Below are 14,391 nucleotides of genomic sequence, written 5' to 3' on the forward strand. Positions count from 1 at the left end.
CGTGAAACACCGCGACGGGGGGCGCGCGCGCCTCGGTAGAATCGCCCGGTGACCCCCGACGAGCTCTCCGAAGCGCTGAGCGCTGCCCTGGCCGCCGCCGTCGCCGACGGCACCCTCGCCCTGGACCCCACCGCGGTCCCCGAGCGCGTCCACGTGGAGCGACCCCGCCAGCGCGAGCACGGCGACTGGGCCACGAACGTCGCGCTCCAGCTCGCCAAGAAGGCGGGCACGACGCCGCGCGCCCTCGCCGAGGACCTCGCGACGCGGCTCGCCGCGACCCCGGGCGTCAAGGCCGTGGACGTCGCAGGCCCGGGCTTCCTCAACATCACGCTCGACGCGGCCGCCGCGGGCGAGCTCGCGCGCACGATCGTCGAGGCCGGCCCGGCGTACGGGCGCGGCGACTCCGAGGCGGGCACGAAGGTCAACCTCGAGTTCGTCTCCGCGAACCCGACCGGGCCCATCCACATCGGCGGCGTCCGCTGGGCCGCCGTCGGCGACTCGCTCGCGCGCGTGCTCGAGGCGAGCGGCGCGGACGTGACGCGCGAGTACTACTTCAACGACCACGGCGCGCAGATCGACCGCTTCGCGCGCTCGCTGCTCGCGCGCGCCCGCGGCCTGGAGGCGCCCGAGGACGGGTACGGCGGCGAGTACATCAGCGAGATCGCGGACGCGGTCATCGCGGACGCGGTCGCCGCCGGCGACCCCGACCCGCGCACGCTCCCGGACGCCGAGGCGCAGGAGGTCTTCCGGGCGCGGGGCGTCGAGCGCATGTTCGGCGAGATCAAGGCGTCGCTGCACGACTTCGGCGTCGACTTCGACGTGTACTTCCACGAGGACTCGCTGCACGAGTCGGGTGCCGTGGAGCGTGCCGTCGAGCGCCTGCGCGAGTCGGGCCACATGTTCGAGCAGGACGGCGCGACGTGGCTGCGCACGACCGACTTCGGCGACGACAAGGACCGCGTCGTCATCAAGTCGGACGGCGACGCCGCGTACATCGCGGGCGACATCGCGTACTACCTCGACAAGCGCGAGCGTGGCTTCGACGAGGTCATCATCATGCTCGGCGCCGACCACCACGGGTACGTGGGCCGCATGATGGCGGTGTGCGCCGCGTTCGGCGACACCCCCGGGAAGAACCTCCAGCTCCTCATCGGGCAGATGGTCAACCTCGTCAAGGACGGGCACCCCGTGCGCATGTCCAAGCGCGCCGGGACCGTCGTGACGCTCGAGGACCTCGTCGACGCCGTCGGCGTCGACGCCGCGCGCTACTCGCTCGCGCGCTCGTCGGCGGACCAGAACATCGACCTCGACCTCGACCTGCTCGCGCGGGCCACGAACGAGAACCCCGTCTACTACGTGCAGTACGCGCACTCGCGCACGGCGGCGGTGGACCGCAACGCGGCCGACCGCGGCGTCGCGCGCGCCGACGGCTTCGAGCCCGCGCTGCTCGACCACCCGAGCGAGGCCGCGCTCATCGGTCGCCTGACGGAGTTCCCGCGCATCGTGGCCCAGGCGGCGGAGCTGCGCGAGCCGCACCGCGTCGCGCGCTACCTCGAGGCGCTCGCCGGCGACTACCACACGTGGTACCAGCAGAAGTCCCAGCGCGTCCTGCCCTACCCGGACGAGGAGGTCACGGACACGCACCGCACGCGCCTGTGGCTCAACGACGCGGTGCGCCAGGTGCTCGCCAACGGCCTCGGCCTGCTCGGCGTCTCCGCGCCGGAGCGCATGTGAGCACCGGTCTGCCGGGGTACCCCGGCGAGCCGTGGTCGCGGGGCGTGCGCCGCGGTGAGGACGGGGTGGTCGAGGTCGCGGGCGTCGGCGTCCACGACCTCGCGGCCGAGCACGGCACGCCCGCGTACGTGCTCGACGAGGCGGACTTCCGCGCGCGCGCCCGGGCGTACCGCACGGCGTTCGAGACGGCGTTCCGCGCCGTCGGGTCGGACGTCGACGTGTACTACGCGGGCAAGGCCCTGCTGACGGTGGCCGTCGCGCGCTGGGCGCGCGAGGAGGGCCTGCGGGTCGACACCGCGAGCGGGGGAGAGCTCGCCGTCGCGCTGCGCGCCGGCGTGCCGGGCGCGGAGATCGGCCTGCACGGCAACAACAAGTCCGACGCCGAGATCGCCCGGGCGCTGGACGAGGGCGTGGGCCGGATCATCGTCGACTCGCTCGTCGAGGTCGAGCGCGTCGCGCGCCTCGCGGGGGAGCGCGGCGTGGTCGCGCCCGTCATGGTGCGCGTCACGACGGGCGTCCACGCGGGCGGGCACGAGTACATCTCGACCGCGCACGAGGACCAGAAGTTCGGCCTGTCGATCGCCGCGCCGCGCGCGACGGACGGCACCCGGACCGGCGACTCCCCGGCCATGACCGCGCTGCTCGACGTGGTCGCGCGCCCCGACCTGCACCTGCTGGGGATCCACTCGCACATCGGGTCGCAGATCCTCGACCCGTCGGGGTTCGAGGTCGCGGCGCGCGCGGTGCTGGAGCTGCGCGCCGAGCTCGCCGCGCGCACGGGCGTGCTCGTCGACGAGGTCGACATCGGCGGGGGTTACGGGATCGCGTACCTCCCCGGGGAGGTCGCGCTCGACCCGGAGCGCGTGGCGAAGGACGTCGCCGCCGCGGTGGACGCGGTGGCCGCGGACCTCGGGACGCCGCTGCCGCGGTTCTCGATCGAGCCCGGCCGGGCGATCGTCGGGCCGGCCGGCCTCACGCTCTACACCGTGGGCACGGTCAAGCCGGTGACGCTCGACGACGGCCGCGTGCGCACGTACGTGTCCGTCGACGGCGGTATGAGCGACAACATCCGCCCCGCGCTCTACGCGGCGCAGTACCACGCCGAGGTCGTCGGCCGGGCGTCCGAGGCCGAGCCGGTGCTGGCGCGCGTCGTCGGCAAGCACTGCGAGAGCGGCGACATCGTCGTCCACGAGGTGCAGCTCCCCGGCGACGTGCGCGCAGGGGACCTCCTGGCGGTCCCGGCGACGGGTGCCTACGGCCGCTCGATGGCGTCGAACTACAACCTGCTGACGCGTCCGCCCGTGGTCGCCGTGCGCGACGGCGGGAGCCGCGTGCTCGTGCGGCGCGAGACCGTCGAGGACCTGCTGGCGCTCGACGAGGGCTGACCGTGCGTCGCGCCCGGGAGGGCCGGCATCCGACCCGTGGGCACGCCCCGGGCGGTCGCACGGGGCGCCGTATCCTGTGCCTGCGGCTCCCGAGCCACCCGGGCACGACCCGGGCCGCGTGCACGGCGCCGCACCCGTCCTGACCACCCGAGGAAGGTCCGTCGTGCCCCCTGCCGCCGAGTCCCACCCGCCCCTGCGCGTCGCCCTGCTGGGGTGCGGCGTCGTCGGCACCCAGGTCGCGCGGCTGCTGACGGAGCAGGCCGACGACCTCGCGTCGCGCGTGGGCGCCCGCCTCGAGCTCGTCGGGATCGCGGTGCGCAACGCGGCCGCGCCGCGCGCCTCGTCGGTCGACCGCTCGCTCCTGACCGAGGACGCCGAGGGCCTCGTCGCGCGCGCGGACATCGTCGTCGAGGTCATGGGCGGCACCGAGCCCGCCCGGTCGCTCCTGCTGCGCGCGATCGACGCCGGCGCCGCCGTCGTCACGGCGAACAAGGCGCTGCTCGCCGAGGACGGGCCCACGCTCTACAAGGCCGCCGACGCGGCGGGCGTCGACATCTACTTCGAGGCCGCCGTCGCGGGCGCCATCCCCATCGTGCGCCCTGTGCGCGAGTCGCTCGCGGGCGACCGCGTGCGCCGCGTGCTCGGCATCGTCAACGGGACGACCAACTACGTCCTCGACCAGATGGCCACCACGGGCATGGACCTCGAGGAGGCCGTCAAGGAGGCGCAGGACCTCGGCTACGCGGAGGCGGACCCGACGGCCGACGTCGAGGGGTACGACGCCGCCGCCAAGGCCGCGATCCTCGCGAGCCTCGCGTTCCACACGCGCGTCTCGCTGGACGACGTCGCGCGCGAGGGCATCATGTCCGTCACGGCCGAGGACGTCGCGTGGGCCGCGCAGACCGGCCACGTCATCAAGCTCCTCGCCATCGCGGAGCTGCGCGAGGGGACCTCGGCAGGCACGTCGGTCGGCGCAGCGGCGGGCGCGCCCGCAGGCGTGTCCGTGCGCGTGCACCCGGCGCTCGTACCCACGTCGCACCCCCTCGCGAACGTCCGTGGGTCGTTCAACGCGGTGTTCGTCGAGGCGGAGTCCGCGGGCGAGCTCATGTTCTACGGTCGGGGCGCCGGCGGCGCGCCGACCGCGTCGGCCGTCCTGGGCGACGTCGTCTCGGCCGCGCGGCACCGCGTGCTCGGGGGCAAGGGCCCGCAGGAGTCCACCTACGCGGAGCTCGCGATCCTCCCCGCGAGCGCGGCCGTGACCCGCTACCAGGTCCGCCTCGAGGTCGACGACCGCCCGGGCGTCCTCGCCCAGGTCGCGCACGCCCTCGCCGAGCACGGCGTCTCCATCGAGGCGGTCCGTCAGCCGACGGCGCCGGGCGTCTCCGACGTCGCCGAGCCCGGGGTCGCCGAGCTCCTCATCACCACGCACGCGGCGCCGGAGTCGGCGCTGTCGGCGACCGTCGCGGCGGTCGCCGGGCTCGAGCCCGTCCGCACGATCACGTCCGTCCTGAGAGTCGAGGGAGCCTGATGGCCCACCAGTGGAGAGGCATCATCGCCGAGTACGCGGAGCGTCTGCCCGCGCACGTCACCGAGCGGATCGTCACGCTCGGTGAGGGCGGCACGCCGCTCGTCGAGGCCCCGGCGCTCTCCGCGCGCACGGGCGCGCAGGTGTTCGTCAAGGTCGAGGGCATGAACCCCACGGGGTCGTTCAAGGACCGCGGCATGACGACGGCGATCTCCGCCGCCGCGGGGCGCGGCGCGCAGGCGGTCGTCTGCGCCTCGACGGGCAACACGTCGGCGTCGGCCGCGGCGTACGCGGTGCGTGCGGGCATGACGTGCGCGGTCCTCGTCCCGGACGGCAAGATCGCGATGGGCAAGCTCAGCCAGGCGATCGCGCACGGCGCGCGCCTGCTGCAGGTCGACGGGAACTTCGACGACTGCCTCGTCGCCGCGCGCAAGCTCGCCGACTCCTACCCGGTCGAGCTCGTCAACTCCGTGAACCCCGACCGCATCGAGGGCCAGAAGACCGGTGCGTTCGAGATCGTCGACGCGCTGGGCGACGCGCCCGACATCCACGCGCTGCCCGTCGGCAACGCGGGGAACATCACCGCGTACTGGAAGGGCTTCCGGGAGTACGCCGGCCAGGGCGCCCCGGGGCACGCGGGGGAGGGCCTCCCGGCCGTCGCGACGCGCGTGCCGCAGATGTGGGGCTTCCAGGCGGCGGGCGCCGCGCCGATCGTCGCGGGCCACCCGATCACCGAGCCGGAGACGATCGCGACCGCGATCCGCATCGGCAACCCCGCGTCGTGGGAGCTCGCCGAGTCGGCGCGCGACGACTCGGGCGGCGTCATCGAGGCCGTCACGGACGAGCAGATCCTCGCGGCGCACCGGGTCCTGTCGAGCGAGGTCGGCGTGTTCGTCGAGCCCGCGTCGGCGGCCGGCGTCGCCGGGATCCTGTCGCGCGCCGAGCGCGGGCTCGTGCCCGCGGGCGCGCGCATCGTCGTCACGGTCACGGGCCACGGGCTCAAGGACCCGCAGTGGGCGCTGCGCACCCTCGACGGCAGCGAGGTGACGCCGACGCGCGTGAGCGCCGACGTCGTGTCCATCGCCGACGCCCTCGGGCTCGACTGATGCAGCTCGGCGCGGACCACGTGCGGGTGCGCGTCCCGGCGACGAGCGCGAACCTCGGCCCCGGCTTCGACGCGCTGGGCCTGGCGCTCGCGCTCCACGACGTGCTCGAGGTGCGCGCGCTCGCGACCGACGAGGTCGTGGTCGACGTCGAGGGCGAGGGCGCCGGCGAGGTGCCGGCGGACGAGACGCACCTCGTGGTGCGGGCGCTGCGGGCCGCGCTCGACGTGGCCGGCGCGCCGCAGACGGGGTTGCACCTGACGTGCGTCAACCGTGTCCCGCACGGGCGGGGCCTCGGCTCCTCGGCGGCCGCCGTCGTCGCGGGCGTCGTGGCGGCGCGGGCGCTCGTCGCCGACCCGTCGGTCCTCGACGACGACGTGGCGCTCGGCCTCGCGACCGCCATCGAGGGGCACCCGGACAACGCGGCGCCCGCGCTCCTGGGCGGTGCCACGGTCGCGTGGGACGCGGGCCAGGGCGACGGGCCCCGCGCCGTGCGGCTCGACGTGCACCCCGACGTCCGGGCCACCGTGCTCGTGCCCTCGGCCCGGCTCGCGACGAGCCGGGCGCGGGGGGTGCTCCCGACGCACGTGCCGCACGCCGACGCCGCCTTCAACGCGGGGCGTGCGGCCCTCCTCGTCGAGGCGCTCACCCGGCGACCCGACCTGCTGCTCGACGCGACGGACGACCGCCTGCACCAGGCCTACCGGGCCGACGTCATGCCGTCGTCGTTCGAGCTCGTCCAGGAGCTGCGGGCACGCGGTCTCGCCGCGACCGTCTCGGGGGCGGGACCGACCGTGCTGGTGCTCTCGACGCCGCACGGGCTGGAGGAGGTCGCTCGCGTCGCGGACTCCCTCGTCGGGGGGACCGCCGACTGGGCGGTGCACCGCCTCGACGTCGACACGCGTGGCGTCGTGGGCGAACGGCTCTGACCTCGGGCGTGCCGGTGCTAGGATGATTGCCAGCCTTCGGTCACGCTCTCGCACACCAGCACATCCGCACGCGGAGCGCGCTCTCGCCCACCGGGTGTGCCGCGACCGAGCAGTCCGAGAGAAGGCAATCCAGCCCCGCGTCAGATGACGTCGTCGTACCACTGACGCGTGGCGACACCTACGCACCGGCCGTCACGGCCGGGCGTCGACCACCCGCGGCCCGCCCTCTGAGCGGCGGGCGCAAACGAGGGGGAAGGGTCCTTCGTGACAGACACCATCGACACCGCCACGAGCAGCGCGACCGGTTCGGCCGCTGCCGGCGGGAACGCCCGGACCGGCGCGCTCTCCACGCTGCGCCTCCCGGAGCTGCAGGCTCTCGCCTCGCAGCTCGGGGTCAAGGGCACGTCCAAGATGCGCAAGGGCGATCTTGTGGACGTCATCCGCGCACGCACCGGCGAGCAGGGCGCGTCCGAGCGCCCCGCCACGCCGCGGCGCGACACGGACGGGGCGGACGCCGCGGGCCGTGAGACGAGCGAGGCGCCCGCCGCCTCCGGGCGCGGCCGCAGCCGCCGCGCCGAGCGCCCCGCCGCGAGCCCGGCGGGCACCACCGACACCGCGACGACGGCGCGTCAGGACGCGCCCTCGGCCGCGAGCCGCGAGGAGCGCACCGCCGCTCCCGTGCTCGACCTGCCCGTGCGCGCCGACGAGCAGCGCACGGACCAGCGGGGGGAGCGTCGCGACGGCCGTCGCGACTCCCGCTCGGAGGCCGCCGCCGCGGTCGCCGAGGCGCTCGGCGAGCAGGGCGTGCGCACGCGCGACACCTCGAACGAGTCCGCCGACGAGCGCGCCGCGCGCGCCGCCGCGGCGGTCGGCCTCGTCACGGGCGAGCGGGGCTCGCGCCGTGCGGGCCGCGGCGCCGGCGCCCCCCGGACCGGGGAGGGCGACGGCGACGCGACGCGCGCCGACCGTCAGCGCGACCAGCAGGGCGGCGAGCGCCAGCGCGACCAGCAGGGCGGTCAGCAGCGCGAGCAGCAGGGCGGCGGCCAGCAGACCCGCGGCGAGCGCCAGGCGGACCGGCGGGACGACCGCCAGCTGCTGGACGACGAGCGCGGCGGCCGCCGGCGCCGGGGCCGCGACCGCGGCCGCGAGCGCGACCGCAAGCGCGGCCGGAACCGCCAGGGTCCGGACGTCGCGGGCCTCGACGACATCGAGGTCAACGAGGACGACGTGCTGCTCCCCGTCGCGGGCATCCTCGACATCCTCGACAACTACGCGTTCGTGCGCACCAGCGGGTACCTGCCGGGCCAGAACGACGTCTACGTCTCGCTCGGCCAGGTGAAGAAGGCCGGCCTGCGCCGCGGCGACGCGGTCACGGGCGCCGTGCGCCAGCCGCGCGAGGGCGAGAACCAGGGCAGCACGGCGCGCCAGAAGTTCAACGCGCTCGTGCGCCTGGACACCGTCAACGGCATGTCGCCCGACGAGGCGCGCCAGCGCCCCGAGTTCACCAAGCTCACGCCGTTGTACCCGCAGGACCGCCTGCGCCTGGAGAACACCGAGGCGACGCGTCTGACGCCGCGCGTGATCGACATCGTCGCGCCGATCGGCAAGGGCCAGCGCGGCCTCATCGTCGCGCCGCCCAAGGCCGGCAAGACGATCATCATGCAGCAGATCGCGAACGCGATCACGGCCAACAACCCCGAGGTCCACCTCATGGTGGTGCTCGTGGACGAGCGGCCCGAAGAGGTCACGGACATGGAGCGGACGGTGAAGGGCGAGGTCATCGCCTCGACGTTCGACCGCCCCGCGTCCGACCACACGATCGTCGCCGAGCTCGCGATCGAGCGCGCGAAGCGCCTGGTCGAGCTCGGTCAGGACGTCGTCGTGCTCCTCGACTCGCTCACCCGCCTGTCGCGCGCGTACAACCTCGCGGCGCCCGCCTCGGGCCGCATCCTGTCCGGTGGTGTGGACGCGTCCGCGCTCTACCCGCCCAAGCGGTTCTTCGGCGCGGCCCGCAACATCGAGAACGGCGGCTCGCTGACGATCCTCGCCTCGGCGCTCGTCGAGACGGGCTCGAAGATGGACGAGGTCATCTTCGAGGAGTTCAAGGGCACGGGGAACATGGAGCTCCGCCTGTCGCGCAACCTCGCGGACAAGCGCATCTTCCCGGCCGTGGACGTCAACGCGTCCGGCACGCGCCGCGAGGAGATCCTCCTGTCGCAGGACGAGCTGAAGATCGTCTACAAGCTCCGTCGTGTCATGGGCGCCCTCGACCAGCAGCAGGCGATCGAGCTGCTGCTCGGCCAGCTCAAGAAGACCCAGACGAACGTCGAGTTCCTGCTCCACGTCCAGAAGACCACGCCCGGTGGTCTGGCGGACGACGACAACGTCGGCCGCACGATCTGACGGTCGTCCGGCAGGAGCCGACGGCGGGCGGCCCCGGGAAGTTCTCGGGGCGCCCGCGCGTTCTGGCACAATAGTTCGTCGGCCTGCGATCGTCAGGCCGCCTGTCGCCGGTTCACAGGCGCGGTCGCCGCACCTGACCCGGAGACGTCACCCCAAGGAGAAAACCGTGAAGTCTGGTATCCACCCCGAGTACGTCGTCACCGAGGTGACCTGCACCTGTGGGAACACCTTCGTGACGCGCAGCACCGAGGCGTCGGGCAAGATCAGCTCTGACGTGTGCAGCGCCTGCCACCCGTTCTACACGGGCAAGCAGAAGATCCTCGACACCGGTGGCCGCGTGGCCCGCTTCCAGGCGCGCTACGGCAAGAAGGACGCCGGCAAGTAGCCGCTCCGCAGCGCCGGTGGTCCGAGCCCGACAACCTCTCCAGGGGCAGTCGGCGAGCTCGGACCACCGGCGCTGTTGCTTTGCCCGAGCGATCCTCCGATCCTCGCGCGGTCGCCGCCCCGGCGCGCCGGCCGCGACCCAGCCCGCCACCGAGGAGCAGTCCGTGACCGAGTCGTTCGCCGCCGTCGAGCCGCTGCTGGCCGAGCACGCCGACATCGAGGGCCAGCTCGCCGACCCCGCCGTCCACGCGGACACCGGTCGTGCGCGCACGCTGGGGCGGCGCTACGCCGAGCTCAACCAGGTCGTCGGCGCGTACCGCGCGTGGCGCGAGGCGAGCGACGACGCCGAGGCCGCCGCCGAGCTCGTGGCCCTCGGGGGCGAGGACGGCGACGCGTTCGCCGCGGAGCTCCCGGGCCTGCGCGCCGCGGAGGAGGAGGCGCGCGAGCGGCTGCGCCGCGTGCTCGTGCCCCGCGACCCCGACGACGGGCGCGACGTCATCCTCGAGATCAAGGCGGGCGAGGGCGGCGAGGAGTCCGCCCTGTTCGCGGGCGACCTGCTGCGCATGTACCTGCGGTACGCGGAGCGTCGTGGCTGGAAGACCGAGGTCCTCGAGTCCACCGAGTCCGACCTCGGCGGCTACAAGGACGTCCAGGTCGCGGTCAAGGCGCGCAGCACGCCGACCGACCCCGCCGACGGCGTCTGGGCGAACCTCAAGTACGAGGGCGGCGTGCACCGCGTCCAGCGCGTGCCGGTGACCGAGTCGCAGGGCCGGATCCACACCTCCGCGGCCGGCGTGCTCGTGTTCCCCGAGGTGGAGGACGCGGGCGAGGTCGAGATCGACCCCCACGACCTGCGCATCGACGTGTACCGCTCGTCCGGACCCGGAGGGCAGTCCGTCAACACGACCGACTCCGCCGTGCGCATCACGCACCTGCCGACGGGGATCGTCGTGTCGATGCAGAACGAGAAGTCGCAGCTCCAGAACCGCGAGCAGGCGATGCGCGTGCTGCGCGCGCGCCTGCTCGCCGCGCAGCAGGAGGCCGCCGCCGCGGAGGCCGCCGACCTGCGCCGCTCCCAGGTCCGCACGGTCGACCGCTCCGAGCGCATCCGGACGTACAACTTCCCGGAGAACCGCATCGCGGACCACCGCACGGGGTACAAGGCCTACAACCTCGACCAGGTGCTCGACGGCGACCTCGACCCCGTCGTGCGCTCGGCGGTCGAGGCCGACGAGGCGGCCCGCCTCGCGAGCGCCGGCGATGCCTGAGCCGGTCGCTCCGAACCCGCCGTCGGACGCCCGCACCTCCACCTGGCTCCGCTGGGCGACGGCCGTCCTCGACGCCGCGGGGGTGCCCTCGGCGCGTGCGGACGCCGAGCTCCTGCTCGCCCACGCGCTCTCGGTGCCCCGGAGCGACGTGGCACGTCGCGCGATCCTCGGCACGCCCGTCCCCGACGACGTGGCGCCCGCCCTCGCGGAGCTCGTCGCCCGGCGCGCGCGGCGCGTGCCGCTCCAGCACCTCGTGGGCACCGCGCCGTTCCGGCACCTCGAGCTGGCCGTCGGGCCGGGCGTCTTCGTCCCGCGGCCCGAGACCGAGCAGGTCGCGCAGGTCGCCGTCGACGAGGCCCGCGCGGTCGTGGCCGGATCGGGGCGCGCGACCGTCGTCGACCTGTGCGCCGGCTCGGGGGCGATCGCGCTCGCCGTCGCGACGGAGGTCGCCGGGACCGACGTGCACGCGGTCGAGCTCGACGCCGCCGCCCACGCCTGGGCCGAGCGGAACGTGACGGCCGTGCGCGAGGCGAGCGGCGTCGTCGTGCACCTGGTGCGGGGCGACGCCCGCACGGCGCTCGCCGGGCCTGCCGCCGACGGCGGTCTCGACGGCACGGTCGACGTCGTCGTGTCCAACCCGCCGTACGTGCCCCCCGGTGCCGTCCCGCGCGACCCGGAGGTGGCCGACCACGACCCCGGCGTGGCGCTCTACGGCCTCGGGCCGGACGGTCTCGAGGTGCCGCGGGGGATCACGGCCGCGGCCGCGCGGCTCCTGCGCCCCGGCGGTCTCTACGTCATGGAGCACGCCGAGGTCCAGGCCGCGGCCGCGCGCGACATGGTCGCGGCGACCGGCGCGTTCGCCGACGTCCGCACCGTCGTCGACCTCGCGGGACGCGACCGCATGGTCGTGGCCCGGCGCTCCGGACCCGAGCGCGCCGGTGACCCGGAGCCCGCCCGTGGGCGTGGAAGGATGGACCCGTGAGCTCCGTCCACCCCGTGACCGACCCGAACACCTGGGGCGCCGGCATCGACGAGGCGGTCAACGCGATCTCCCGCGGTGGCCTCGTTGTGCTGCCCACCGACACCGTCTACGGCATCGGCGCCGACGCCTTCGACGCCGAGGCCGTCGCCGCGCTGCTCGCGGCCAAGGGCCGTGGCCGACAGATGCCCCCGCCCGTGCTCGTGCCGGACGCCCGCACGCTCGACGGCCTCGCCACGGACGTGCCCGACGCGGCGCGCCGCCTCGTCGAGGCCTTCTGGCCCGGCGGCTTCACGATCATCCTGCGTGCCCAGCCCTCGCTCGCGTGGGACCTGGGGGAGACGCACGGGACCGTCGCGCTGCGCATGCCCGATCACCCGGCCGCGCTCGCGCTCCTGCGCCGGACCGGGCCGCTCGCGGTGTCGTCGGCGAACGCGACCGGCCGTCCCGCGGCCCTCGACGTCGACGACGCGCAGGCACAGCTCGGCGACGCCGTGACGGTCTACCTCGACGGCGGCGTGGCGCCCGGCGGGGTGGCGTCGACCATCGTCGACGCGACGTCCGACACGCTGCGCGTCGTGCGCCAGGGCGCGGTCACGCTCGACCGGCTCCGCGAGGTCGCGGACGTCGCGGGCCCGGACGACCCGCCCGCCGGTGCTCCCACCGACGCGCCCACCGACGCTCAGACCACCGACGACGCCGGGGAGCCGGAGGCGAACGGCGGGTGAGGGTCTACCTGCTCGTGATGCTCGTCGCCGCCGTGGTGACGTTCCTCGCGACGCCCTTCGCGCGCTGGGTCGCGCTGCGCACCGGCGCGATCACCGCGGTGCGCGACCGCGACGTCCACACGATCCCGACCCCCCGGCTCGGCGGGCTCGCCATGCTGCTGGGCCTCGTGGTGGCGGTGGTCTTCGCGTCGCAGATGCCGTTCCTCGAGAGCGTGTTCGTCAGCGAGGTCGCGGGCCGGCTCGTGGCGGACTCGCGGGCGTGGGGGATCGTCGGCGCGGCCGCGATCGTCTGCCTGCTCGGGATCGCCGACGACATCTGGGACCTCGACTGGATGACGAAGCTCGCGGGGCAGGTGCTCGCGGCGGGGTTCATGGCGGCCCAGGGAGTCGTCCTCTTCACGCTCCCCCTCGGGATCGGCGAGCAGCAGCTCATCTGGTCCTCGCGCCTCCAGCTCGCCGCGACGATCCTCGTCGTCGTCGTCGCGATGAACGCCGTGAACTTCGTCGACGGCCTCGACGGTCTCGCGGCCGGGCTCGTCGCGATCGGCGGTGCGGCGTTCTTCGTCTACTCCTACGTGCTCACGCAGAAGGCGAGCGCCGACGACTACTCGAGCCTCGCGACCCTCGTGATCGCCGTGCTCGTCGGCATCTGCGTGGGTTTCCTGCCGCACAACTTCCATCCGGCGCGCATCTTCATGGGGGACTCGGGATCGATGGTCCTCGGGCTCGTCTTCTCCGCCGCGGCGATCGTCGTGACGGGCAAGATCGATCCCGACGCGCTCTCCGGCGCCCAGCAGATCCCGGCGTTCATCCCGATCCTGCTGCCGCTCGCGGTGATCCTCCTGCCCCTGCTCGACATGGGCATGGCGGTGGTGCGCCGGGTAGCGCGCGGGAAGTCGCCGTTCCACCCGGACCGCATGCACCTGCACCACCGGATGCTCGCGATCGGGCACTCGCACCGGCGCGCCGTGCTCATCCTCTACGTCTGGACGTCGGTGTTCGCGTTCGCCGCGGTCGCGCTCGTCCAGTGGCACTGGCACGGCGTGGCCGTGGGCCTCGCGGTCGCGGTCCTGGTCTCCGCGGTCCTCACGCTCGGCCCGCTGCGCACGCGCGGCCGGTTCCTCGACGACGACGCCGCGACCACGACGTCGTCCGTGCCCGTCACGACCACCACCTCCGACGACGACCCGAGCGAGGCCGCCCCGCCGTCCTCGCCCGCCGTCACGACCCCGCCGAAGGAAGCCCTCAGATGACCACGAGCCAGCCCGAACCCGCCCAGCCGGACGGCGCGGAGCCCGCCGAGAAGTCCGCCGAGCAGACGATCGGCCCGCACGGGCAGGCCGTCCGCGCGGTCTTCCGGACCGCGCTGCGGGACGTGCTCGTCCTGCTCGGCGCGCTCACGGTCCTCGGCGTCGCGATCGGTGCGCTCGTCGCCGGTCTGCCGGGCGTGTGGGGTGCCCTCCTCGGCGTGGGCGTGGCGCTGCTCTTCTCGGCCACCACGGTCTGGGCGATGCTCCGCACGGTGGACGCCAGCCCGACGACGACCGCGGCGGTCGTCATGGGGAGCTGGCTCGCGAAGATGGTCGTGCTCATCGTGATCCTCGTGGTCCTGCGCGGCATGGACTTCTACGACCGCTGGGTCTTCGCGGGGGTCCTGCTCGTCGGCGTCATCGGCTCCGCGGTGCTCGACTACCGGGCCGTGAGCAGGGGGCGCATCCCCTACGTCGAGCCCGACGCCCGCTGACCGACCGCGCCCCTACCAGGAGGGCGGCGCCCGGGCCAGGGACCAGTTGCCCGGAGCGCATGAGCAAAATGTCACAAGCGCCGCCAGATCGGCGTGAGCACGCCGATCCATACGTTAGGCTACTGGCGAATCCATGACGGCCAGGTCCGACGGCGTGCCCACCAACGAGTGACGGCTGCCCGGACCACACGACCATTGGGAGTCCACCC

At 74.6% G+C, this 14,391-nt stretch carries 12 protein-coding genes; all 12 read left to right on the forward strand.

Features of this window, described 5'->3' with window-relative positions; genetic code table 11:
• The first annotated feature begins 48 nt into the window (after positions 1-48).
• The 12 genes from argS to A0J59_RS00555 all read left to right on the forward strand — a co-directional run bounded on the left by argS (position 49) and on the right by A0J59_RS00555 (position 14,182).
• Positions 49-1,734, forward strand: a complete 1,686-nt coding sequence (argS, locus tag A0J59_RS00500; protein ID WP_047232157.1) for an arginine--tRNA ligase — start codon at positions 49-51, stop codon at positions 1,732-1,734.
• The gene (lysA, locus tag A0J59_RS00505; RefSeq protein WP_064314878.1) at positions 1,731-3,119 is read left to right on the forward strand and encodes a diaminopimelate decarboxylase; all 1,389 of its coding nucleotides are present in this window, start codon (positions 1,731-1,733) and stop codon (positions 3,117-3,119) included. The genes argS and lysA overlap by 4 nt, the downstream gene beginning before the upstream one ends.
• A gap of 163 nt (positions 3,120-3,282) precedes the next feature.
• Positions 3,283-4,647, forward strand: a complete 1,365-nt coding sequence (locus tag A0J59_RS00510; RefSeq protein WP_047232159.1) for a homoserine dehydrogenase — start codon at positions 3,283-3,285, stop codon at positions 4,645-4,647.
• A complete protein-coding gene (gene thrC, locus A0J59_RS00515) occupies positions 4,647-5,750 on the forward strand; it encodes a threonine synthase (protein WP_053370013.1) in 1,104 nt (367 codons plus the stop codon). The genes A0J59_RS00510 and thrC overlap by 1 nt, the downstream gene beginning before the upstream one ends.
• On the forward strand, positions 5,750-6,676 hold the full coding sequence (gene thrB / locus A0J59_RS00520) for a homoserine kinase (protein ID WP_053370012.1): 927 nt from the start codon (positions 5,750-5,752) through the stop codon (positions 6,674-6,676). The genes thrC and thrB overlap by 1 nt, the downstream gene beginning before the upstream one ends.
• 264 nt (positions 6,677-6,940) lie before the next feature.
• The gene (rho, locus tag A0J59_RS00525) at positions 6,941-9,079 is read left to right on the forward strand and encodes a transcription termination factor Rho (RefSeq protein WP_053370011.1); all 2,139 of its coding nucleotides are present in this window, start codon (positions 6,941-6,943) and stop codon (positions 9,077-9,079) included.
• A gap of 166 nt (positions 9,080-9,245) precedes the next feature.
• A complete protein-coding gene (gene rpmE, locus A0J59_RS00530; RefSeq protein ID WP_047232891.1) occupies positions 9,246-9,464 on the forward strand; it encodes a 50S ribosomal protein L31 in 219 nt (72 codons plus the stop codon).
• Between the two features lie 163 nt (positions 9,465-9,627).
• Positions 9,628-10,731: a peptide chain release factor 1 gene (gene prfA / locus A0J59_RS00535; protein ID WP_047232892.1), complete on the forward strand. Its 1,104-nt coding sequence runs from the start codon at positions 9,628-9,630 to the stop codon at positions 10,729-10,731.
• On the forward strand, positions 10,724-11,713 hold the full coding sequence (gene prmC, locus A0J59_RS00540; protein WP_047232893.1) for a peptide chain release factor N(5)-glutamine methyltransferase: 990 nt from the start codon (positions 10,724-10,726) through the stop codon (positions 11,711-11,713). The genes prfA and prmC overlap by 8 nt, the downstream gene beginning before the upstream one ends.
• Positions 11,710-12,438 (forward strand): L-threonylcarbamoyladenylate synthase, encoded by a 729-nt coding sequence (locus tag A0J59_RS00545; protein WP_053370010.1) that lies wholly within the window; start codon positions 11,710-11,712, stop codon positions 12,436-12,438. The genes prmC and A0J59_RS00545 overlap by 4 nt, the downstream gene beginning before the upstream one ends.
• Positions 12,435-13,691 carry an MraY family glycosyltransferase gene (locus A0J59_RS00550; RefSeq protein ID WP_047232895.1) on the forward strand — a complete coding sequence of 419 codons (1,257 nt, stop codon included), beginning with the start codon at positions 12,435-12,437 and terminating at the stop codon, positions 13,689-13,691. The genes A0J59_RS00545 and A0J59_RS00550 overlap by 4 nt, the downstream gene beginning before the upstream one ends.
• Positions 13,688-14,182 carry a hypothetical protein gene (locus tag A0J59_RS00555; protein ID WP_052877585.1) on the forward strand — a complete coding sequence of 165 codons (495 nt, stop codon included), beginning with the start codon at positions 13,688-13,690 and terminating at the stop codon, positions 14,180-14,182. The genes A0J59_RS00550 and A0J59_RS00555 overlap by 4 nt, the downstream gene beginning before the upstream one ends.
• The last annotated feature ends 209 nt before the right edge of the window (positions 14,183-14,391 follow it).

The organism is Cellulosimicrobium sp. I38E (assembly GCF_001647255.1).
GTDB classification, from domain to species: domain Bacteria; phylum Actinomycetota; class Actinomycetes; order Actinomycetales; family Cellulomonadaceae; genus Cellulosimicrobium; species Cellulosimicrobium cellulans_E.